We start from the raw sequence: 23018 nt of genomic DNA on the forward strand, positions 1-23018 counted from the left end.
AAGCCATTGGGTAAAATGCTTACGGTTAGTAAAAAAACAGATAATCCTAAAAAAATTAAAAGTTCATACCCGTCTACTTTATGAACTTTTTTACAACCCTACCCTCGTTAAACGTTAATTCTAAAATATAAATACCATTTGAAAGTACAGCTGTTTCGATTATGTTTTTATACCCTTCCATAACTTTGGAACCAGTCATATTATAGATAGCAAAGCTTTCTAGCATGATGTTATTAGAATACTTAACTTCAATTTGATTAGACCTTGAAATGATTTTTATGTTGTTTTCAAATTCAAAATTAGAAGTACTTAAAGAGGCATCTTGTGTTACTGGGCTAAATCCTGTCCATAAGGCTCCAGGATTTGTTACATAATTTGCAAGAGTGCCAGGTGGTATATGCAGAGCTATATTACCGCGATTAAAAGCAAATGTATCATTAGTTCCAGTTGTAATTGTTGGAGGTGTTGTAGCCAATGAGGTTACGCTAGCTAGTGGGTTATTACCAAAAGCTAACAAACCAATAAAAGTAACATTACTAGGTATAGTAACATCAGTAAGATTGTTATCTACGAAAGCACCAATACCTATATCAGTTACATTAGCTCCTAAGGATAGATTACTGATAGGGTTGGTTGCAAAAGCTGTTGTACCTATAAGGGTAACATTATCAGGTATAGTTACACTCGTTAAATTATTGGTGTTAAATGCAGAAATTCCAATTTCAGTTACACTATCAGGAATCGTTACGCTTGTTAAGCCAATATTTTCAAATGCTGAATCATCAATTCTGTTTACATCGAATACATTAGAACCTACCGTAACAGATGCAGGAATTACAACATTGGTGCCATTTGCTGAGTCATAATGTGAAACTTCAGAAGTTGTTGGTGACGTTGCTTCAAAAACCATTTTAAATCCAGTCCAAAGTGCGCCACTATCTATAACATACTCGTCTGTAGTGGTATTTGTTACAACTAAATTAATGTTGCTACGATCATGACTAAAAGAATCGACAACACCTGGAAAAGAAGTATCAGTAATTACACTTGGAGGTGTAACTGCCAAAGATAGAATATTGGCCAAAGGATTATTTCTAAAAGCTCCGAATTCTATTGTTGTTACGCCACTTCCAATTATAACATCTGTAATTAGATTATTATCAAAAGCTCTAGCTCCTATTGTTGTAACACTATTTGGAATAACAACGCTTGTTAAGTTATTACTATCAAATGCTAAACCACCTATATTTTCAACATCATTACCGATAGTAACACTTGTTAAATTATTATTTAAAAAGGCTTGGTTGCCTATGGTTGTAACATTGTCTGAAATACTAACACTTGTTAATCCTTTAGCATTAAATGCATTACCTTCTATTTCGTTAACTTCATACGTAACAACACTATCAGATACCGTAGAAGGTATATTAACCGTAGTACCTCCAGCTACGTCATAATCTAAAACTTCAACGGTGTCTGGTGATATAGAAGTAATTCTATAAGTTATAAAATCAACTACAAAAGTATCACCGACTGACAGACTAGCTTCTGTTACTGAATTAAAACCTGTCCAATTAGCTGTTGGACTTGGATTGGTTACGTAATCGTTCAAAGTACCGAAAGGTATAAATAAATCAATATTGGAACGGTTGCTCCCAAAAGTATCAACACTAGGAACTGAATTTATATCTGGAGGAATGGTTGCCAAAGATGTAATACTAGTTAGTGGACTATTAGCAAATGCCGACAAACCGATACTCGTAACACTGCTTGGAATTGTAATACTAGTTAACAACGTATTTCTGAAAGCACTAGTGCCTATAGTATTAAGACCATTACCGAAATTGATGCTTCCAATGTCAGTAAAATCAAATGCCTGATTACCTATACTTACAACACTATCTGGGATAGTGATAGTGGTTAGGCCACAATTAAAAAAAGCACTGTTTTGTATATCAACAACACCGTTTTGAATAGTTGCGCTTACCATATTATTGTTACCACTAAATGCAGAAGATTTAATTGTGGTAACATTACCAGAGATAGTTACCTCAGTCAATTGCTTAAGCCTAAAAGATTGCACACCAATACTGGTTATATTATATGTATTTGTGTTATTTTGAACTGTATTTGGTATGGTAACTACTGTGCCTCCAGCCGTATTATAATCTATAGCTTCAACAGTATTTGGTGAAATGGAAGTCACTTCATAAGTAATAAAATTATCGACAAAGGTATCGCCAATCACTTGTGAAAACCCCATCGCTGCCGTCAATAGGGTAAATAAAATAAGTAGATGTTTTTTCATTTTTAGTGTGTTTTTGGGTTAATAAAATACCAAAGTAGACTAACACATTATGCTATGATATAGCGAAGTTATTTTTGATAGATTTTAATTAATATATGAAGCTTTTGAATCCATATTTGATACATCAAATAATTGTGTATTCATAAATCTGAATAATTAAGAGGTAATTATATCGTTGAAATGCTTAAATTTGCGGTCGTCCAACCGAAAAATAAGACTTATACCCTCATGAGAGTATTATTTTGTAGTGTACTGATGATGTATGGTTTTCAATTGAATGCCCAAAAGTATCGCTTTCTCCAACCCATAGAAATTCCTATTGTAAAGACTTCTTCAACTGTTGTGGTTGATTCGATCGATTCAAAAAAGAAGGATATCACAGGTAACTATTGGATAAGTACTGTGTACAATCCTTACAAGTATGCCGAGGCATTAAAATTTCCTTTAAAACTAACCTTTGAAGATTCCACCTACCACTCACCTATCAAAACCAAAAAAGTGATTACCTCACGTTATGGATGGCGACGCGGTAGAGCACATAAAGGTATTGATATTGATTTGGTTACCGGCGATAGTATTTTTGCCATGTTTGATGGCATAGTACGTATGTCCCGATACACGCGTGGGCATGGTAGAACCGTTGTAGTGCGCCATTATAATGGCTTGGAAACCGTGTATGCGCATTTATCAGAATACGGCGTTAAGGAAAATGATACCGTTACCAAAGGTGCTTATTTGGGCAAAGGTGGCGTTTCGGGGAATGCGCGTGGTAGCCATTTGCATTTGGTTGTAAACTACAAAGGCGTTTCCATAAACCCAGAATACTTATTTGATTTTGGAGAAGAGAACAAAATAAGAAACAAAGAAATTTGGGTGACCAAAACATGGACACAACCCATTGCCCATAGTTCTAAAAAACAAAGCAAAATAAAACCCTTGCTAAGTGAAGAAGAGGCCATTGCCAGTTTAATTAAAACACGCTCTATATACATTGTAAAATCGGGAGATACATTATCGGGTATTTCTAGGCGTAACGATGTTACCATAGCATCTTTATGTAAAGTAAATACCATTAAAAGAAATTCAGTGTTGCGTATTGGTCAGCAATTGGTGATTGAAAAGTAAATACTCCTACTCTACCTCCAGCTTATACCCTACACCATGTATGTTGGTAAGTTTAATACGCTCGTCCTCTTTCAGTTTTTTTCGAAGTTTAGAAATGTAGGTATCTAAACTCCTTCCTACTACCACTCCATTATCTTCCCAAACACGCTTAATCAGTTCTTCTCGCTTGATGATTTCGTTGGGTCTTGCCACAAAAATGTCAAGGAGTTCACATTCTTTTTTTGAAAGTGCAATTTCTACGGTCTCCTGTACCAATTTGTTTTGTTCTGGATAAAACTTAAAATGCCCTACTCTTTTAAAATATTCATTTTGCGGCGTTATATTTCTTTTTGAATTGTTCCGATAGACTAAAAATGCCAAAAGCAATACAGCGATGGGAATAACGTATTTTAAACCTCCAAATGTACTTCCAGTATTTTTGGTAAAATGTACCTGTATGGTGTAACAAGCCTTTTGTAATTGTCTTCCGCTGCAGGGTATTACACTCTCTTCGGTATCGAATATAACTTTATAACTATAAGCAACTTCATTTTGTGTACATTCCAAAACTTCGGTAATATAATGTTGCGATATGTTCGCCTTTTTAAAGCTAGTTTTTATAATACGCACCAAGCTATCTGGCTGAATTGCTAGAGGTTTTTCAAACGATAATTGATAGGTGTAGGTATCTAGTGCAATAACAGGCTTTACTACAGAAGTTGAATTATTATTGCTCAACAACAATTTATCACCTGCGTCACGCAACGCTACCTTAACAATTTTTTCAGGATTATCAGATGAAGTTTCGCATGAGAACACAACGAAAGTCACTAAAAAAAATAATAAGATTTTGATAAATATGGTAGAGCCTTTATTCATAGTATACTGTAAATAACATACAATTTCTTCAATTTTTACAATGGTTGACACTTCTTTTACATTTTTTTGACACTTTTAAGATAATACACACTTAATTTTACTTCACATTAATTTTAAAATCAATTAATTATGAAAAAAATGATCATCTGTTTTGTTTGCATTTTGGCTTTTAGTTGTATTTCAAAAAGCACTAATTCAACTCCAGAGTATACCATTAACACTTCTAAAGCTCAATATTGCGTTGACAATATTTCGCCAGATTTAGCTTTTAATTTTGAAAAATTTTATAAAGTGAATGGAAACTGTAATCCTTATGAAATGCATTTAAAATTAGAGCCACAAGGCAAAAATACTTATAGCTCTATAATTGATATAAACCTACACCACGGTGCTTACTTTGTTTCTCCAAATGCAAAAAGAGACTTTTCTGGAAAATTCAAAGTCGTTTTTAATGAAAATGACAAAATATTGGCATTAGATGATTTAATAGAATTCCCCTTAAGCGTTGAAGAACACGACCCGCATCCTTTTGTAAACGGTAAAGTAAATTGGGTAAAGCAAAATACTACATATACACAAAAGATTAAGGTAAAAACCAATGAAGATTTTAAAGTAAACGGCTTTATACAATTTACTATAGAACCGCGATGCACATTGGAAAAAATACCAATCGTAATTTTTCAAGAAGATGGCGAATTAAAATTTGAGATTGATAATTGTTAAAAAGTTTGATGATGTTTTAAGTGGTTTTCGATGGATATATAAATATGTATAACCGAATATTGATAACCATGAAAAAGCTCATTTACAACGTATTTTTTTTAGTGTTTTTATTTCCTTCTCTGCATGTTCTAATAACGACGATGGAGCTGTAGAAATAATGGACGAACAACTAAATACCATTTTTTCAACACTAACCATTGACGGCGCTGGTTTTACAAATCTTAAAGTTGATTTAAATTGTGCGGATGTAATTACCCTTGAAGATAGAGTGCGTTTAGATGTTAGAAATGATGAAAGCTATAGAATTACATTTACATTACCATTGCCTATTGAACAGAAACAATACACTATGATTGTTTACAATAACACTAAAGACCATATTTCAAGGATGGGTATTCTAGATAGTGGTATATTTTTATCTAAAGCTGGTGGAACAATAGATGTTGAACAAATTATTTAAAATGGCGATTGCGCAACTTACAGAGGCAAATTAAATGTTGAGTACGATAGGCAAGATAATAGCTCTGGCGATATTACCGTAACGGGAGATTTTGAAATTTTGTTAGGAACTTGCAATTTGCCAGTCTACTAAATCAAGATAGAAAACAGAAAAAATCCCCGAGGCATGGTTTCCAATGTTCGGGGATTTCAATTTACATAATAAACACTAATATGTATGTTCTTTATGGTTTAAAATAATATTTCGTTCGCCAATTAGTAAATCATCTTTCTTTACCAATGTGATAAGGTTGTTTAAACCACGTTTTTCTATTTTTCTTTTACACGATGCGTTTAAAAGCGGATCGCTATCAAAAACAAAATGGTTTAACTGATAAGCCTCGGTATCGTCAGAAGTTTTTATCACAGCATGAATTTGCTGTATCTTTCTTGATGGCCAATACGTTCCTGGAACAAAAGTATAGAAGGTATACTTTCCATCTGCATCCGTTTTTATCCAACCTTGATGCTCTAAAACACGCTTACCATTTATTTTTTTAGGGTTGTAATCTCCATATTCATCAGACTGACATATATAAAGGATAACATTTTTTGCAGGTGTAATGCCATCACTTTGATAGATGGTACCCGTAATTTTGAGTTTTTCTTCTTTTGTTGCAAAACCAGAAATAGTATCTGTACTTTTCAAATTGCTTTCTGAATAGCCATAAAAAGCATGGTGCTTCTTAATATTTTTTGCAAAATTTTGTGCATTTACACCTATAAATGAGTTTAAACTCAATACGATAATTAAAGATGATAATAAACGTTTCATGGGGCTTTGTTTTATAATCATCTCAAAACTAAATAACTAACTCGCTGTCGAAATAGAAAATCGGAAAAAAGCAAAAATCACGGGTTCATTGAACGAGCGGGAATATCAACTGCAAAAATTGACGATGAAACGCCTACCATTGCTTGAATTTAAATTAGATATGTTACTTATAACTTTTTAAAGATTTAAACCTAGCCTAGATTTATGTTAAAATGCATATTGTATTTAAGATTATACCTCAAAAATTTGAGTTTTTGTGAAAGCAATATATTTTGCAGATTCGATTTTGTTGCTAGAGTTTAGTCCTGTAAACTCACTAAAAGCAGGGAGTATTAATTGATTTCTTATGATTTTGTAGCAAGGTAATTTTATGCGTTGTCTTCCTCTGCCTTTTATGAGAACTCCTGGATGAATGTGCCCTGAAATATAGAAACTATCCGGTGCATTGGTTTTTATGTCATGAATAAATACAAATGGAGGTAGCTCTAGTTGATGTTCTTCTAACTTAATGTTTAGCGTATCATATAGTTCGAATAATTTTTTATCATGATTGCCTTTAATCAATGTGATTTCGATACTGGGAAATTGTTGCATCCATTTCTTAAAAAACAGAACATCGTTATTCAATTCAGCATGAAATAAATCGCCTACTACTATTAGCGATTTTGGTTTAAAGTTGTGAATAAGCGCTTCTAGACGGTGTAAATCCTTTTGAAGGACTTCTGAAGACACGGGTATACCGTTCTTTCTGAAATGAGCAGTTTTACCAATATGTAGATCGGACAAAATTAAAGCTTCCTTTACTTCCCAATGTATACATCGTTGATTCGTAAGCACCAGTTTTTCACCCTGAAGATTTATAGTCTTAGTGGCTATGTTCATATTCTAATTCATCTTAAGGGTTTGTTTTTTAATACGCTCAATACGTTTTTCCAAACTCTCGTAGCTCATCGCGTTTCTTAAGCTATCCACTTTAATTGGGAAACTTAAGGGTGTAAAACTCTTAGCATGTTTTAATACGATTTTACTTTTAGAAACTCGCTCAAACGCAGCTTGTAATCTTACTTCTTCTAGCTGTTGATCAAACACTTCAGTATAAGACTGCCTTAATAATAAATTTTGCGGTTCATTATCTTCTAAAACTCTAAATATTAAACCCGATGAGGATTGTAAACTCTTATTGTTTTGTCTACTTCCTGGTCTGGACTGTACTACTAAACCTGCAATGACAGCAATATCTCTAAATTTTCGTGATGCCATCTCCGATGCATTAATACTGGCAGCTACATCTTCCATTAAATTTTCTTTTGAAAGTATGTTTTGTATATTATTTTCATCAATAGGAAACGGTTGGTCGCTTAACAGTTCAAACCCATAGTCGTTCATGGCTATGGTATAAGTTAATGGTTTAATTTTACTGATGCGGTGTGCTATTAATGCTGATATTACTTCATGTACCAATCTGCCTTCAAAAGGATACATAAACAAATGGTGCCCTTCTTTGGTCTCGATAAGTTCAATTAAAAACTCATCTGATTGTGGGATATGAGAATGTGCTGATTGCCTAGAAATAAGTGGGTGCAAAAACTTAAGCTCTCGTTCCCTAATGCCAGGAGACAGGGCATCAGCCAGTTTTATTCTTAGATAATGACTTAAGTGAGAGGATAGCGGCAGCCTTCCCCCCAACCAACTTGGTGTTATCGCATTTTTTGCTTTGCTTCGTTTCACAAAAGCGGTCATGTCCTTAATCTTTACCAATTCTAAAGTTTTGCCGGCCAATACAAAACTAGAATTTGGTTTAAGTTTTGAGATGAAAAATTCCTCAATCATACCGATATAACCACCAGACATATACTTTACGCGTAGCATAGCATCACTAACTATAGCGCCAATATTCATACGGTGTAACATACTAATACGCCTGCTCTTTACTTTATATAGTCCGTTTTCATCTTTTGTAACTTTATGAAATTCTTCATAAGCCTTTAATGTTGCACCTCCTTGAGTAATAAACTGTAAGCCCCAGTTAAATTCGTCTGTATTTAAATATGAAAAGGCATGGGTTTGTTTTAATATTTTATAAGCTGCTTCAGCTTGAAAACCTTCACCAACAGCCAGAGTAACTAGAAATTGCACCATAATATCGTAGCACAATACCATAGGTTGTCGTTCTTCAATCTTTCCAGTTTTAAGGGCTTCTTTTAATGCTGCTACCTCAATTAGTTCTAAGGAGTGTGTTGGTACAAAGTATATTTTTGAAACCTCATAAGGGGAATGCCCACTTCTACCAGCCCGTTGTATAAATCTTGCAACTCCTTTTGCAGAGCCAATTTGTATTATACAATCTACGGGTTTAAAATCTACACCCAAATCTAAAGACGACGTACAAATCACCGCTCTTAAAGTACCTTTTGCAATATTGTCCTCAATCCAATGGCGCAACTTTAAATCAATGGAGCCATGATGAATAGCGAGTTGGCCCGCAAGCTCTGGAGCAGCTTCTAGTATAATTTGGTACCACAACTCACTTTGACCCCGTGTATTTGTGAAAATAAGTGTGGTGCTGTTTTCGTAAATAATGGGGATTATTTTTGAACTTAAAGATTTCCCTAAATGGCCTGCCCAGGGCAATACCTCTACCTCATCTGGTAATACAGATACCACTTTTATTTTCTTCTTTTCTTTAGCGGTAACCATTACGGTTTTTTTATCTGCATAAGGAATTAAGACATCCATGGCTTCTTTTAAATTGCCAATAGTAGCGGTAATACCCCATATTTTTAACTTTGGCGCTATGGTTAATAGCTTAGATATGGCCAACTCGGTAAGTACGCCACGTTTGTTTCCTAGTAGTTCGTGCCATTCGTCTACAGCTACACATTGCAATGCTGTAAACCAACGGGAGTTTTTCTTTTGTGAAAAGAGTAAATGCATGGTTTCGGGAGTGGTCAATAAAATATCTGGCATTAAGCGCTCTTGTTGTCGCCTTACATTTTGTGGTGTGTCGCCATTGCGGACCTGTACTTCCCAATCTAAACCAATCTCATCTACTGCAGCTTTCATGGCTTTTGCTAAATCTTTTGCTAGGGATCTTAGTGGACTTATCCATAATAGTTTCAATCCTTTTTTATGGCGTTCTGGATGATTTAGATAATCAATTAGTACCCCTAAAAATACTGAGAATGTCTTACCGAAGCCAGTAGGCGCAACTACGACACCACTATGACCAGAAGCATATTTTTTCCATGTTTTTATTTGAAATTGAAAAGGGAACTGCCTTTTGTCTTCAAAGTAATTTTTTATAATTTTAAAACCGTCGCTTTCTTCAAACTTCCCCATTACTGCGCGTGTATTAAGCTTTTAACTGAAGTGATAGTATCTATATCTTCAATAGTTTTATCTTTTCGCCAACGTTTAATCCTCGGAAAACGTAGCGCTACTCCAGATTTATGACGGTTACTAAGCGCGATACCTTCAAAAGCAATTTCAAAGATTAACACAGGCTTAACGGTTCTTACGGGACCAAATTTTTCGATTGCATTTTTATTCACCCATCTAGATATTTCAGTAATTTCTTTATCAGTTAAACCTGAATAGGCTTTGGCAACAGTAACTAAACCATCGTCTTTTTTTACGGCAAAAGTGTAATCTGTGTATTTTGAACTGCGCCTACCACTACCCTTTTGCGCATAAATCATTACTACATCAATTGTTAAGGGGTCTACTTTCCATTTCCACCAATCTCCCTTTTTACGTCCAACATGATAGGGAGAGGCTTTCTGTTTCAACATTAATCCTTCAGAATTTATGCGTCGCGCATTTTCGCGAATCTCGCCTAAAACATCCCAATCATCAAATGCAATTATTTGTGATAATTTAATATGATTAGGAAGTGCTATACTTGTGAATAATTTCTCTAAAATAGTTCTCCGTTTTTCTAATGATGAGTTTCTTAAATCTCCTCCATTGTATTCCAATATATCATACGCATAAAAACCAATAGGCACCTCTTCCAATAATTTTTTTGAAATATTTTTTCTATTTAATCGCTTTTGTAAATCATTGAATAGTAAAACATTACTATCCTTTAGTGCAAGTATTTCTCCATCTATAACAAAATCGTCATTAAACTGCTGCATAACAGTTTCAATTTCAGGAAATTGTTTGGTAACAAGCTCTTCACCTCTAGACCAAATATATATTTCTCCATTACGTTTTACCACTTGCCCGCGTATACCGTCCCATTTATATTCCACTTGCCATTCATTAGGTTGTCCCACATCTTTTAATTCTTTTTCTAAAGCATAAGCTAAACAAAATGGATAAGGCTTAGAATTATCATAATTAATATGTGCACCACTAATAAGCGCATCAAAAGTAATTGTATGAATATTCCAATTACCAATGATACTGTGCATTAATTGATTTGCATCAATTCCTGATACTTTGGCTAAAGCATTTACAAGTGTTTTTTTAGAAACGCCAATTCTAAAGCTGCCACCAATGAGCTTATTAAAAATAAAACGCTCTTGCATGTTAAGTCCAGACCAAGCATTAAGTACAAAATCTTTTTTCTCTTCTTCGGTTTTTGCTTTTAAGGCGATAACATCTTGCATCCAAGCATCTAGAGTTTTATCAATTTGATGTATTGGCTCTGGAAGCAACAATGCTAATGTTTCCCCTAGATCGCCAACAGTGCTATAGCTCTCTAAAAACAACCATTCAGGAATAGCCATCTGTTGCATACACCACTGTTTCATTAGTGAGGTTTTTACAGGTCTGGGAGGGCGTTTACCAGTAAAAATAGCAATGAGCCAAAGTTTGTCTTTATCAGTGGCGTTTTCAAAAAAATCTACCAAGGCTTGAATTTTAGCATTGGTTTTATTGGTGATTTCTACTGTATTAATCAGGGTTACAAAGTCTCTCATACATCAGCAGTTTTAGTAGTTTCAGCATCGTTTAATTGCTCTTCGCCATATTCTGTTTTAACCTCAGCTGCAGGAATTCCTATTTCATTTAAATACTTACTAAAGATTGCTTGTGAGCCGTGAGTGACGTAAACTTTTTCGGCCTCACTCGCTTTTACGGCGCTTAGAAGCCCATCCCAATCGGCATGATCGCTCACAGGAAAACCAGCATCTACTGCTTTCCAACGTCTATTACCCCGTATTTGCATCCAACCTGAGCATACTGCTGTAGCAGCATTTGGAATACGTTTTAGTAAACGAGAACCTAATAATGATGGTGGTAAGATTACTATTTTGTTTTGTAATTCTTTTTTATCGAAGTCCGATGCAATTAATTTGGACTTGGGTAACTTAATACCGGAAGTCTCAATAGCTTCATTTAAATTTATAATGGCGTTGTGAGCAAATATTTCATCTACGCCATCAAGCATTTTCATAATGCGCTGCGCTTTTCCTAAAGAATATCCAAAAAATACGCTAGTTCTATTATTAGATTGGTTTGTAGCTATCCAATCGTGCATTTGTTGCTTCAATACAGATTCTGGCAGCCATTTGTAAATTGGCAAGCCAAATGTACTTTCGGTAATAAACTCATGGCATTTTACAGGCTCAAAGGGTACTGTGAGTCCGTCCGCGGTGGTTTTGTAATCACCAGTAAAAACCACTACAAACCCTTTATACTCTAAGCGAATTTGTGCAGAACCAATAATATGACCCGCGGGATGAAAACTTACTTCAACACTATTAATTAGTAATGGCTCATTATACCCTAAACTTTGAATATTAATATCTGAAGCTATGCGATGCTGTAAAATAGGCTTAGAATGATGATGGCATAAATACCGATTCATACCCCATCTTGCATGATCTGCGTGTCCATGAGATATTACGGCATAATCTACAGGGTACCAAGGGTCTAGATAGAATTTTCCAGGAATACAATACAGTCCCTTTTTTGTAAAACGGATTAATTTCAAGGATGCAATTTTTACTAAAAATACAAATTAATGATGTTATAGTAGCTAAACTACCTTTAAAAGCATCTCTGTTAATTCTTCTGATTTAATTAATCCGCATGCTATTTCGGGTAACCTAAAATAAGATGCTTTATAAATGTCTATACTGGGGAAAACTAAACTGTTTTATAAATAAAATTAGGTTTCATGACGCAACCTTTTAAAAAAGATTGCATCTACTTAATAACATCAGCAGCGACAACATGAAAATATTACTAATAATTAGCTTACTCATTGTTGTTAATTTAATACTATTAGCTTTTAGTGTTAATAAAAAAACAGAACCTTAATTAAGGTTCTGTTTTTTAGTTTTTATGTATAACAACTACCTAATTCTCTTCAGGTAAAAAGTTATAGGTTTCACTGTAATTTAGCATTTGTCCAGCAAATGTTTCTGGTTGAGTAACGCGTATTTCGGAAACTTCACCATTTTCCATATCTGCCACTAAAACTGGATTGACAAAGCCACTGTAAGGCGCTGAGGTAAATTGTTTGTTGCGCTCTAAAACTTCGGCGTGTATGCTTTGATCCACTTTTACACCATACGTCTCAACCAACGCTTCAACTGCCGCATAATCACCTTCAGATTTTATGCGTTGGGTTTCTCTTAATAATTCACCAAATAAATCATGTAATTTATCATAATTATTAATGTTGAAATACGTTTTACCATCTCGTTGTACTTTTTCTATTACGTTATCTGGTTTTCCTTTTTCAAACACCCAAGCAGATACCCATTGTCTGTTTCTCATGTGTGCTTCTTCTACGTCGTCTCCTAGATTCAAGCGGATTAATTGCATCATCAATCCATTTCTAATATAGCCATCGTATGCTGCCATTCCAACTTTTTTCCAATCATCAACCAAGCCTAACTCCTGTAGTTTCGGATTATATAGATAGTATAGCCCTACTAAATCTGCACGTCCTTCTTCTAAAGTAGATGCGTAATTTTTAAGTGTCTCCTTGGTTTCTCCAACTCCTGGATTCAATTGTCCGGAGGCATGACCAATAACTTCATGAAGTGCAGTATGCAATTTATCAGCCAATTGCCCATGTTCTTTTTCAAGTTGATATTCCTCCTCATCGTGCACAAATTCCTTTAAACGCCCCGAGCTTCCAGAATTATTATAGGCCTCAATAATATTTCCTAAAGAAACAGATTTACTTCCCACCTCTTTTCTAATCCAATTTGCATTAGGTAAATTCACACCTATTGGGGTACTTGGTGAGGCATCCCCTGCTTCTCCGGCAACGGTTACCACTTTATAGCTAACGCCAACCACGTTTTTCTTTTTATGAGCGTCCATTAGCGGAGAATTATCTTCAAACCATTGTGCGTTATCCGATAACACCTTCATTTTCTGGGACATATCAAAATCGTTAATCTGCACAATAGTTTCGTATGAGCCTCTGTACCCTAATGGGTCATTATATACTTCAATAAATGAATTTATATAATCGATATTACCTTCAGTAGCAGCGGTCCAAGCTACATTATAATCGTCCCAAGTCTGTAAGTCTCCTGTTTTGTAATACTCAATTAACAAACCTAAAGCGTCTCCTTGGGCTTTGTTTTCTGCAACGCCTTTTGCCAATTCTAACCACTTAATTATTTCATCAATGGCTTCCCCATACAATCCGCCAGATTTATAAATGCGTTCCTTCAAAACACCATTTTCTTTTACCAGTTGAGAGTTTAAGCCAAAAGATAAAGGCTTATCTGGGTTTGGTGATTTTTTCTGCTTGTAGAAATTGATAACATCAGCATTGGTAACGTTTGGTCCGTAAAAATTAACAGCAGAAAGCGCTACGTTATCCACACCTTTGGCTTGATTTACTTTTTTGTTGTCTTTATCATTAAAAATTACGTCAAACGGCTCTCCTTCTAATGACGTATTGGTTTGTGACAATAACGTTTTCAAATAATCTGCCGAAAATTCAGGTTTTAGCTTATCGTTTGAATAGTGATGGTGAATTCCGTTACTAAACCAAACACGCTTTAAGTACGTTTCAAACGCTTTCCAATCTTCTGAAGACTTGTCACCTTTATAATTTTTATATACATTTTCCAGTGCTTTTCTGATTGTAAGGTTATGGCGGTAGTTTTGATCCCACATAATATCACGACCAGATAATCCAGCTTGGGTGAGATAGTATACCAACTTTTTCTCTTTTAAGGACAGTTTATCCCAACCTGGAATTTGGTATCGCAATATTTTAATATCAGCAAATTGCTCAACATTATAATCAAACTCTTGTTTCACTTCAGTTTTGCTATCAGCATTAGTAGATTTTTTGTCATTTCCGCAAGACAAAATCATTAAGGCTACCGAAAACAGTAATACAGATTTTAGTTTCATAAGGTTATTTTGAATTTTAAATTATTTTCAGAATATAGGTGAATTATCCAGTTTTGATTATTGATTAACGTAAAATATCGAAATTTTGTTATCGAAAAACTAAATTAGCCATAACAAATGTAACAATTTCTAAATCTAAATTTTAAAAATAACTATATTTGTTTTGTACAATCCAAACGTATAAAAATGAAAGCTTTAAAGTATATTTTCTTTCTGTTGCTCATCGCCATTATTGGGCTTGCAATTTATATTGCTGTACAGCCTAATTCGTTTGAAGTTACCCGAACTAAAACCATAAATGCACCAGCACCTGTAGTGTATAATAAAGTTATCGATTATAAGAATTGGGAATCATGGTCTTCTTGGGTGGAGGCCGACCCTGAAATGAAAATTACATATCCCGGAAAAACATCTGGAGTTGGAAGCTCTTACCAATGGGAAGATAAGGATGGTATTGGCACGATGAAAACCACTAAAGCCCTACCAAATGAATCAATACACCAGGAAATGCAATTTGCAGATTTTCCTCCTTCAAATATTACATGGAGCTTTACACCAAACCAAGATGGCACAACTGAAACCACTTGGACGATTTCTGGTAAGGATTTACCTTTTGGATTTAAAGCCTTTGCCACTTTAATGGGCGGTATGGAAAAGCAAATTGGCCCTCATTACGAGCGCAGTTTAGAGAAGTTAGATAGTATTTTGGTTGCGGATATGAAAAAATATAGTATTACTGTAAACGGTGTTACTGAACACAGTGGTGGCTTTTATATTTACAATACGGTATCCTGTAAAATTCCAGATATGCCCAAACACATACAGCAAATGATGCCAAAGCTGGGGGATTATGCTATGAAAAATAACATAAAAATGGCAGGAGCACCTTTTAATTTATATCATAAATGGGATGAAGCCAACAATACAGTGATGTTTTCTTGTTGTATTCCTACTATAAATAAAGTCATTTCTACAGAGCCAGATATCCTCACAGGAAAATTACCATCCTTTAAAGCTTTAAAAACCACGCTTAAGGGTAATTATGAAAACTTAAAAGAGGCTTGGGAAACTAGTATGGATTATATCGCCAAAAATAATCTGCAGACAGATGAAAATGGACCAACACTAGAAGCTTACACAAACGATCCCATGCAACATCCTAATCCTTCAGATTGGTTAACCGAAATTTATATTGCTTTAAAGTAGATTTATGAAGCAAGTCGTATTGGTGTTTTTAGGTGGTGGTTTTGGTAGTGTGTTGCGATATATAATTGGTAAATTTTTAAATAGTACTGAAACAGGGATACCATATGGTACACTTGCTGCTAATATTTTAGGAAGCCTCTTTATTGGTATAATTTTGGGGCTGGCCGCTAAAAATGATGCACTTTCCCAGAACAACACCTTGTTGCTTGCAACAGGATTCTGTGGTGGCTTTACCACCTTCTCTACCTTTGCTTATGAAAATCATGTGTTTTTAAAATCTGGTGATTTTATGAGTTTTGCTATTTATACCATTGCGAGTTTTGTAGTGGGGTTTTTGGCTGTTTTTGCTGGGATGTATATGGTGAAGTAAATCCTATTTTAGTTTTATTATAACCCATACTTTATATGAAACGTAATTTTCAGACTCTAAATAGTTGGAATCAACTATATCCTGCTAACAGATTATCTAAATTATTTATATTATGAAAAAGCTAATAATAACTTTATCTCTAGTGGTAATAGCTGTATGTTTTATCAGTTTAAATAACACCAATGAAACAATTAAGTTTTTGGATACTTTAGATGAAAAACAGTTAGGTCAACTTCTAATGCCTTTTGAAGATACCTCGAGAGAAAAATGGCACTATTTGCCCGCTGCGTCATACCCCAGAAAAGGGCTAAAAATTGGTAAACTTAATAGTACACAAAAAACGGCTTTTTCTAATATGCTTAAATCGTTTTTAAGTAAGTCTGGTTATAAAAAAACTCAAGATGTTATAGCATTGGAAAATGTTCTAGTAGAATTAGGGGGCGATTCAGCATATCGAGATTCAGGAGCTTATTTTTTATCTATATACGGTAATCCAAAAAAAGATAGTTTATGGGCATTTTCATTTGAAGGGCACCACTTATCATTAAACTTTACGATAGCTAATGGAAAATTAGCTACTGCACCCAGATTTTTTGGAGCTAATCCTGGTAATATACCGAGTGGCAGTAGAAAGGGTGAAAGAATACTTGATAAAGAAGAAGATTTAGCCTTTGAACTTCTAAATACACTTACAGAAGACCAAAAGGAAGAAGCTATTTTTAGTAAGGTTGCTTTTCCAGATGTGTTAACCCGAAATAATTCTAAGGTAACCCCATTGGAGCCTTTTGGTATTGAAGTAAGGAAGTTGAATTCGAACCAAAAGGACTTACTAAAAGAGTTACTAAAAGAATATTTAAGTTCAATACCAAAGGACGTAGCCATTGCACGCGAAAAAAAGATTAACAACGATGAGTTTGAATATATAAAATTTGCTTGGGCGGGTGCACAGGTTAAAGGAATTGGGCATTATTATAGAATTCAAGGAAAGTCTTTTTTAATAGAATTTGATAATACGCAAAATGGTGCAAATCATATTCATACGGTATGGCGAGATTTTGATGGAGATTTTGGAAGAGACTTAATACGGGATCATTACCACAATGCAGAACATCATCATAAAAAATAACAAGTTGTTTATGCTATTTTAATATTAATGCTTTTCAAAAGCTTTAACGCCCGCCTCTACCCTAATCTTTAAATAATTTTCACGAGGTACTATTGGACAGGAATATTTATCATTGTAAGCACAATAGGGGTTATAGGCTGAATTAAAGTCTATAATTATAGTATCGCCTTCGGGAATATTCGCATCAATATAGCGCCCACCACCATAGCTCTCTAACCCATTAGTTTCATCCAAAAAAGGCAGAAATAAATAGTCATCACCTTCTACTACGGCATCCTTACCTTGGAATATGTTGAGTTGATAATGTTTCCCATGGAGCTCAAAGTACAAAATACCGTAAACACGCTCTTCTGAAACACGCTGAGTTGTAGTTTTCATGTTAAACCATTCAGAGTCTGGAGTTCGCTTTAATTTTGCTGTTACTACATATGACGAATCATATTTGAAGAAATCCAGACCTTCAAACGTCTTAAGGTCTTTCTTTTTTAATGGAGATGTTGAAGCATCCTTGTAAAAAGCATTCAGTTCTTTTTGAAATGTTGTCTCTCCTTTTAAAGGTCGTTTTTTTTGAGCACAGCTTGTACAGACCATTACCAAAGCAAATAGTAACGGTATTAGGGTTTTTGATGGTTTTGGCTGGTTTACCCGCGTTAGGGATTGAACGGCGTGTTTGAGCTCCTCGCAAAGAGCGAGTAGTGAAAGCCCGACCCCTCGTGGGTAACGCCCAAATGCTTGTAATACTTTTGAAACTCTCATTAGTTTTCTGGATTGAAGGATGGGTTTATGTTCATTTTGTAATGCTGCATTACATCGTTTGAAAAGGCATTAAAAGTGTCTTCGTCTGCGAAGGACTTAATTTTTTCTGGATCGAAATTTCCCTGTAAATAATATGCGGTGGTTTGGGATGCAGAACTATTGAAAATAATGACATCGGTTACAACAACGCCCGCTTCCCGAACGGAAATAATCCTGGTGTTATCGGGGTCGTTTTTTCTAAATACATCTAGGTACTCGTTATTGGTTACGGCATTCATTTCTGTGATAAGGCTTTGGCGTTTAACAGCATTTAAGTTGTCGAATTTTATAAACTTTAGGTCTGAAATATTACCAATGGAATGTTTCATTTCGGGGGAAAGCGTACTTAAAACCGATTTCATAAAGTTGGGTACTTGAAACGAGGTAACCCCTAAATCTGCCTTGTGGTTATTGTAAAATCCTTGAAAACTACTGCCGCATGATGTGAGTAAAAACAGCAGGTATATTGCTAAAACTAATCGCTTCATTTTAAAATTTTATCTTGGTAAAAATACAATATCCAAAAATTTTATCTAGATTTGAACTTTCAAAGTAAATAAAATGCGTAGCAACGTCACAATTTGTAGAAAACAATGGACCGTTTCTTTAAAGAAAGGAAGACGGACTTGTGATGTATTGTGATGTTATAGAATAAACGTTTACAGATATATTTAAAAGTCCGGCTTCACAGTCGGACTTTTTGTTTTTAGAACATTAAACAAATCAATTACAAATATGTAGCACTTTTAGAACTCATGAAAACTCTTTTTAACAATTACCTAAATACCTTTAAAGGTTTATCAACAGAAGTATGGTGGCTTGCCTTAATTACGCTAATAAATAGGGCTGGTACTATGGTAATTCCGTTTTTGTCTTTGTACCTAACGGAGGATTTAGAAATTTCAAAAAGTAATGTGGGTACCATAATGGCATGCTTTGGTTTAGGTTCCGTTGTTGGGTCTTGGTTGGGTGGAAAACTAACCGATACTATTGGCTACTACAAAGTAATGGTGAGGAGTTTGGTGAGTACAGGGGTTCTGTTTATTGCGCTACAATTCCTCAATACCTTTTACAGTTTGTGTTTAGGGATTTTTTTGGTGATGGTGGTGGCCGACATGTTTCGTCCTGCCATGTTTGTGGCGCTGAGCGCGTACAGTAAGCCGGAAAATAAAACCAGAAGCGTAACGCTTATACGACTTGCCATAAATTTAGGATTTTCGGCAGGACCTGCTGTTGGTGGTATCATCATTACGTCCATAGGCTATTCTGGTTTATTTTGGGTGGATGGTATTACTTGTATTTTGGCCACTATTTTGCTTGTATTGGTTTTGAATCCGAAACAATCAAGGGTTCAGGACGACGTTAAGGTTGATAATCCTGAATCTGCTTATGGAGACAAGGCATTTCTTATTTTTCTATGTGCCATGTTTTTGTTTGGATTTATCTTTTTGCAGTATTTCTCTACAATGCCATTGTATTACAGAGAACGGCATGTACTTACCGAGCTTGAAATAGGATTGCTTTTAGGTATGAATGGTTTTATCATTTTCCTTTTGGAAATGCCTTTGATTAGCTGGTTGGAAAATACCAGATTAACTAAAATAGCATTGATTCTGTTTGGAGGCTTTTTAACTGCTGTGAGTTTTTTGGTGTTGAATCTAACCTCGTGGACGGGAATTCTGGTTATTGGAATGCTACTGATGACCCTTGGTGAAATGATAGCGTTCCCCTTCTCCAACGCTTTTGCCTATGACAGGGCAAGCAAAGGCAATCAAGGGGAATATATGGCTTTGTACACGATTTCATTTTCATTGTCGCATATATTTAGCCATAAAGCAGGTATGGAAATGGTGGCACATTTGGATTACGACAATACTTGGTACATCATTACGGGAATAGGCGGTATTTGTGTATTTTTATTGTTCATTTTGAAAAACTATTTACGTACCAAAAGAAAAATTGCTAAATGAAGGATGTGATTATTATCGGAGGTGGTCCAATTGGAATAGCTTGTGCCTTAGAATGTAAGAAACGTAACTGGAATTATGTAGTAATTGAAAAGGGAGCGTTAACCAACTCCCTTTTTAATTACCCAAAGAATATGACCTTCTTCTCTACTTCGGAAAAGTTAGAGATTGACGGTATTCCATTCATCAGTAAAAATCCAAAACCAAATCGGGATGAAGCTTTGGAATATTACCGGCGTGTGGCGACTTCAAATCAAATCAACATCAACCTTTTTGAAACTGTTGAAGAAATTTCGAAGGACGATGGTGCTTTTAAGGTGAAAACCGATAAAGGTGCCTACCAATCGCAAAAGTTGATTTTAGCAACGGGATTTTATGATATCCCAAATTTGATTGATGTTCCTGGTGAAGATTTACCAAAAGTCACCCATTATTACAAAGAAGCACATCAGTATGCAATGCAAGACATTGTGGTGGTTGGTGCCAGTAACTCTTCTGTAGATGCTGCTTTAGAAATTTATCGCAAAGGCGGCAACGTTACCATGATTATTCGTGGTGAAGGTATTGGTGAACGCGTAAAATATTGGGTGCGACCAGATATCATTAACCGTATTGAAGAGGGTAGCATAAAAGCCTATTTTAATTCTGAAATCATAGAGATTACTGAAAATGAAGTTGTTTTTGAATCGCCTGATGGTATAAAAAGAATTCCAAATGATTTTGTAGTGGCACTTACGGGTTATAAACCAAATTTTGATTTGCTGAATCAACTTGGTGTATCACAATCTGATGATAAAAAGCAATTGCCAACTTATAATCCTGAAACTATGGAAACTAATGTGGAAGGTGTATATCTTGCAGGTGTTATTTGCGGTGGCATGGAAACCCACAAATGGTTTATTGAAAACAGTCGTATTCATGCAAAACAAATAGCAGAACATATTGAAATCACACTCTAGAATCTTTAACTATTATGAATAAATGGGAAAAACTACCAGTATTTAAGAAAGCAATAGATATTCAAAAACTGGTAGATCATATTGTAGAAAGTGTTGAAAATACAGATATTGATTTTGAACACGATATAGAAGCGGAAATGCTTAAAAACAATATTAGTTACATGCGGAAAAACGCAATGATTATTCCTGCAAAAATAGCTGGGGCATCAGGCGAAGATATGTTATATGACTTAAAAATGGAAAATGCAGCCATTATTCGAAAAGCGGCAAGGGAGTTAATAACAGATGCTAGGGGTATAGAAATGCACGGTTTTAAGGATGTTGAATACTTAGATATATTACGAAATGAAGTTGAGGAGTTTAGGGTTATTTTTGCCGAATGGGTTAAAACTTTCGATCCCTGGAACTATATTATTGACAGATGGGGACTCTTTAATCCTCCAGGGGTAAATTATGATGATAAAGACCCCGACGATGATTTACCTTTCAACCCCGATGATTTTGAGGGCTTTTGATTATTTAATAGGAACTATTTCTTTTTGCTTCACTACTCTAGACAACACAATTTGCGTTTTAGATTCGCCGTAAATAATCAAATTATCAATAAAGCGTTCTAAGTGTTTATTGTCTTTCAGTACCACTTCCATAACTATGTTTTCATCTCCCGTTATGCGGTAGCAATTCACCACTTCGTCAAAGGATTTTACTTTATCCAAAAACGGTTTTAATTTTCCCATAAAAGCTCTAATCGTGATAATAGCCTTTAGTTGATAGCCAATTTCAAATGGAGAAACAAGTGCTTTATACCCTTCAATAATGCCAATATCTTCCATTTTTTTAATGCGCTCGGAAACAGCAGGAGAACTGATGCCAACTTGTCTCCCAATTTCCGCGTTAGACTGTCGTGCATTTTGCTGTAAGCATTTTAAAATCTTAGCATTAAGTATATCAATTTGCATTTAAAGAGATTTGGTTAATAAAACATAAAATTTAAAGTAAAAATACAATTTTACTTTAAATATTAAGGTTATATATAAAATTCAGTGCCTAATTTTGTTACAATTGCTAATGAAAAAATAAAAAAATGCATAATACCCCAGTAAATCTATCGGAATTACCTATTTATCAAAAGGCGATCGAGATTTTTGCATTATCTCAAAGCATTTCCTCATACCTTAGCGAAGATCTTTCTGGACTCAAAGAAGACGGTTCTGAAGATACCCATATTTATTTTTCTGGAGACATTGTACAGCAGTCTGTATCATTGGCCCCTGAGATTGAAAATATTGAACGCGAACGTCATTCAGATAGAAAGCATAGGCATTTAGCTTCATTGCGCCGATTAACCAATACGCTCTATAAAAACTCTTATCGTTTAGAAAAGAGTAATAGCAATGGCAAGGATTTTTTACCGGTTTTGCGTCGCGAATTAAAGAAGTTTAAAAAACTTCAACATAATTGGATGTTAACGCTTTAATTTATTTTCTTGAATTTTTGGCCGCAAGGTTCAATACATTGATACCATAAAATTAAAGTACCGTCAACCGGTAAATCAAAATATACTTTTGCAGAACGGGAATTACATTTATTAGGTATTATTTCACCATCATGTTGCGTATCTGAATCTGTAATTATGATGTACGAGCCAGATTCTTTATCTCCTTCTTCAGTTGACATAAAACACAAAACACCATTAATAACTACTGTATTGTCACTTAAGAATTCAATCACCCTATCACTTGATACAGGTTTAAAAGAGCCACTTCCATCACCAGGATCTAATAATTCATCAGTTAGTTTCCATTTTCCTAAAAGCTGTGTGTGTTCTGAAGGTTTGCTAACATCAGATGTACAATTGAACAACAGACTGATGATTGTCAAGCATAATATCGTTTTCATTTTAGGTACGCTTTTCTTATAGATGAAAAATTTTGAAAATGGTTGCTTAAATAATACACATAATTG

22 protein-coding genes are annotated in these 23018 nt (G+C 34.8%); 10 read left to right on the forward strand and 12 right to left on the reverse strand.

Annotated elements, in window-relative coordinates; translation table 11 throughout:
- Positions 1-73 precede the first annotated feature (73 nt).
- The gene (locus AC1B0Z_RS02705) at positions 74-2308 is read right to left on the reverse strand and encodes a leucine-rich repeat domain-containing protein (protein WP_483794012.1); all 2235 of its coding nucleotides are present in this window, start codon (positions 2306-2308) and stop codon (positions 74-76) included.
- 228 nt (positions 2309-2536) lie between these two features.
- Here AC1B0Z_RS02705 and AC1B0Z_RS02710 point away from each other — a divergent pair, with 228 nt between their 5' ends.
- Complete coding sequence (locus AC1B0Z_RS02710) at positions 2537-3433, forward strand: peptidoglycan DD-metalloendopeptidase family protein (RefSeq protein WP_483794013.1); 897 nt, start codon at positions 2537-2539, stop codon at positions 3431-3433.
- Positions 3434-3439: 6 nt separating this feature from the next.
- Here the strand turns inward: AC1B0Z_RS02710 and AC1B0Z_RS02715 are convergent, their stop codons facing one another.
- On the reverse strand, positions 3440-4342 hold the full coding sequence (locus tag AC1B0Z_RS02715; RefSeq protein ID WP_483794014.1) for a winged helix-turn-helix domain-containing protein: 903 nt from the start codon (positions 4340-4342) through the stop codon (positions 3440-3442).
- 78 nt (positions 4343-4420) lie between these two features.
- On the opposite strand from AC1B0Z_RS02715, the gene AC1B0Z_RS02720 reads away from it, so the two are divergent.
- Positions 4421-5014 carry a hypothetical protein gene (locus AC1B0Z_RS02720; protein ID WP_483794015.1) on the forward strand — a complete coding sequence of 198 codons (594 nt, stop codon included), beginning with the start codon at positions 4421-4423 and terminating at the stop codon, positions 5012-5014.
- A 157-nt stretch (positions 5015-5171) separates the two neighbouring features.
- On the forward strand, positions 5172-5474 hold the full coding sequence (locus AC1B0Z_RS02725) for a hypothetical protein (RefSeq protein ID WP_483794016.1): 303 nt from the start codon (positions 5172-5174) through the stop codon (positions 5472-5474).
- Positions 5475-5681: 207 nt separating this feature from the next.
- Here AC1B0Z_RS02725 and AC1B0Z_RS02730 read toward each other — a convergent pair whose 3' ends face one another.
- From AC1B0Z_RS02730 to AC1B0Z_RS02755, 6 genes are all read right to left on the reverse strand, one after another.
- A complete protein-coding gene (locus tag AC1B0Z_RS02730) occupies positions 5682-6287 on the reverse strand; it encodes a hypothetical protein (protein ID WP_483794017.1) in 606 nt (201 codons plus the stop codon).
- Positions 6288-6518: 231 nt separating this feature from the next.
- Entirely contained in the window at positions 6519-7169 is a 651-nt protein-coding gene (gene pdeM, locus AC1B0Z_RS02735; RefSeq protein WP_483794018.1) for a ligase-associated DNA damage response endonuclease PdeM, read from the reverse strand.
- Positions 7170-7172: 3 nt separating this feature from the next.
- A complete protein-coding gene (locus AC1B0Z_RS02740) occupies positions 7173-9626 on the reverse strand; it encodes a ligase-associated DNA damage response DEXH box helicase (protein ID WP_483794019.1) in 2454 nt (817 codons plus the stop codon).
- Entirely contained in the window at positions 9626-11215 is a 1590-nt protein-coding gene (locus AC1B0Z_RS02745) for an ATP-dependent DNA ligase (RefSeq protein ID WP_483794020.1), read from the reverse strand. Before AC1B0Z_RS02745 ends, AC1B0Z_RS02740 begins: the two co-directional genes overlap by 1 nt.
- Complete coding sequence (locus AC1B0Z_RS02750; protein WP_483794021.1) at positions 11212-12231, reverse strand: ligase-associated DNA damage response exonuclease; 1020 nt, start codon at positions 12229-12231, stop codon at positions 11212-11214. Before AC1B0Z_RS02750 ends, AC1B0Z_RS02745 begins: the two co-directional genes overlap by 4 nt.
- 368 nt (positions 12232-12599) lie before the next feature.
- Complete coding sequence (locus AC1B0Z_RS02755; RefSeq protein ID WP_483794022.1) at positions 12600-14630, reverse strand: dipeptidyl-peptidase 3 family protein; 2031 nt, start codon at positions 14628-14630, stop codon at positions 12600-12602.
- Positions 14631-14816: 186 nt separating this feature from the next.
- On the opposite strand from AC1B0Z_RS02755, the gene AC1B0Z_RS02760 reads away from it, so the two are divergent.
- From AC1B0Z_RS02760 to AC1B0Z_RS02770, 3 genes are all read left to right on the forward strand, one after another.
- Complete coding sequence (locus tag AC1B0Z_RS02760) at positions 14817-15836, forward strand: SRPBCC family protein (RefSeq protein ID WP_483794023.1); 1020 nt, start codon at positions 14817-14819, stop codon at positions 15834-15836.
- A 4-nt stretch (positions 15837-15840) separates the two neighbouring features.
- Entirely contained in the window at positions 15841-16206 is a 366-nt protein-coding gene (gene crcB / locus AC1B0Z_RS02765; RefSeq protein ID WP_483794024.1) for a fluoride efflux transporter CrcB, read from the forward strand.
- Positions 16207-16318: 112 nt separating this feature from the next.
- Positions 16319-17332 carry a DUF3500 domain-containing protein gene (locus AC1B0Z_RS02770; RefSeq protein ID WP_483794025.1) on the forward strand — a complete coding sequence of 338 codons (1014 nt, stop codon included), beginning with the start codon at positions 16319-16321 and terminating at the stop codon, positions 17330-17332.
- A gap of 24 nt (positions 17333-17356) precedes the next feature.
- On the opposite strand, the gene AC1B0Z_RS02775 is transcribed toward AC1B0Z_RS02770, so the two are convergent.
- Both AC1B0Z_RS02775 and AC1B0Z_RS02780 read right to left on the reverse strand, forming a co-directional pair.
- The gene (locus tag AC1B0Z_RS02775) at positions 17357-18088 is read right to left on the reverse strand and encodes a DUF1684 domain-containing protein (protein WP_483794026.1); all 732 of its coding nucleotides are present in this window, start codon (positions 18086-18088) and stop codon (positions 17357-17359) included.
- A complete protein-coding gene (locus AC1B0Z_RS02780) occupies positions 18088-18615 on the reverse strand; it encodes a DUF4252 domain-containing protein (protein WP_483794027.1) in 528 nt (175 codons plus the stop codon). Before AC1B0Z_RS02780 ends, AC1B0Z_RS02775 begins: the two co-directional genes overlap by 1 nt.
- A gap of 267 nt (positions 18616-18882) precedes the next feature.
- Here AC1B0Z_RS02780 and AC1B0Z_RS02785 point away from each other — a divergent pair, with 267 nt between their 5' ends.
- Genes AC1B0Z_RS02785 through AC1B0Z_RS02795 form a run of 3 tightly spaced genes read left to right on the forward strand, consistent with a single transcriptional unit; the run spans position 18883 to position 21568 of the window.
- On the forward strand, positions 18883-20097 hold the full coding sequence (locus AC1B0Z_RS02785) for an MDR family MFS transporter (protein WP_483794028.1): 1215 nt from the start codon (positions 18883-18885) through the stop codon (positions 20095-20097).
- Positions 20094-21053 (forward strand): YpdA family putative bacillithiol disulfide reductase, encoded by a 960-nt coding sequence (locus AC1B0Z_RS02790; protein ID WP_483794029.1) that lies wholly within the window; start codon positions 20094-20096, stop codon positions 21051-21053. Before AC1B0Z_RS02785 ends, AC1B0Z_RS02790 begins: the two co-directional genes overlap by 4 nt.
- 14 nt (positions 21054-21067) lie before the next feature.
- On the forward strand, positions 21068-21568 hold the full coding sequence (locus AC1B0Z_RS02795; RefSeq protein WP_483794030.1) for a hypothetical protein: 501 nt from the start codon (positions 21068-21070) through the stop codon (positions 21566-21568).
- Here the strand turns inward: AC1B0Z_RS02795 and AC1B0Z_RS02800 are convergent, their stop codons facing one another.
- A complete protein-coding gene (locus tag AC1B0Z_RS02800) occupies positions 21569-22012 on the reverse strand; it encodes an Lrp/AsnC family transcriptional regulator (RefSeq protein WP_483794031.1) in 444 nt (147 codons plus the stop codon).
- A 125-nt stretch (positions 22013-22137) separates the two neighbouring features.
- Here AC1B0Z_RS02800 and AC1B0Z_RS02805 point away from each other — a divergent pair, with 125 nt between their 5' ends.
- On the forward strand, positions 22138-22530 hold the full coding sequence (locus tag AC1B0Z_RS02805; protein WP_483794032.1) for a hypothetical protein: 393 nt from the start codon (positions 22138-22140) through the stop codon (positions 22528-22530).
- On the opposite strand, the gene AC1B0Z_RS02810 is transcribed toward AC1B0Z_RS02805, so the two are convergent.
- Positions 22527-22952, reverse strand: coding sequence for a hypothetical protein (locus AC1B0Z_RS02810; protein WP_483794033.1), 426 nt, complete (start codon positions 22950-22952; stop codon positions 22527-22529). The two genes, AC1B0Z_RS02805 and AC1B0Z_RS02810, sit on opposite strands and share 4 nt — an antisense overlap.
- Positions 22953-23018: the final 66 nt, after the last annotated feature.

The sequence above is a fragment of the Hyunsoonleella sp. J2K-J805 genome (assembly GCF_057167125.1).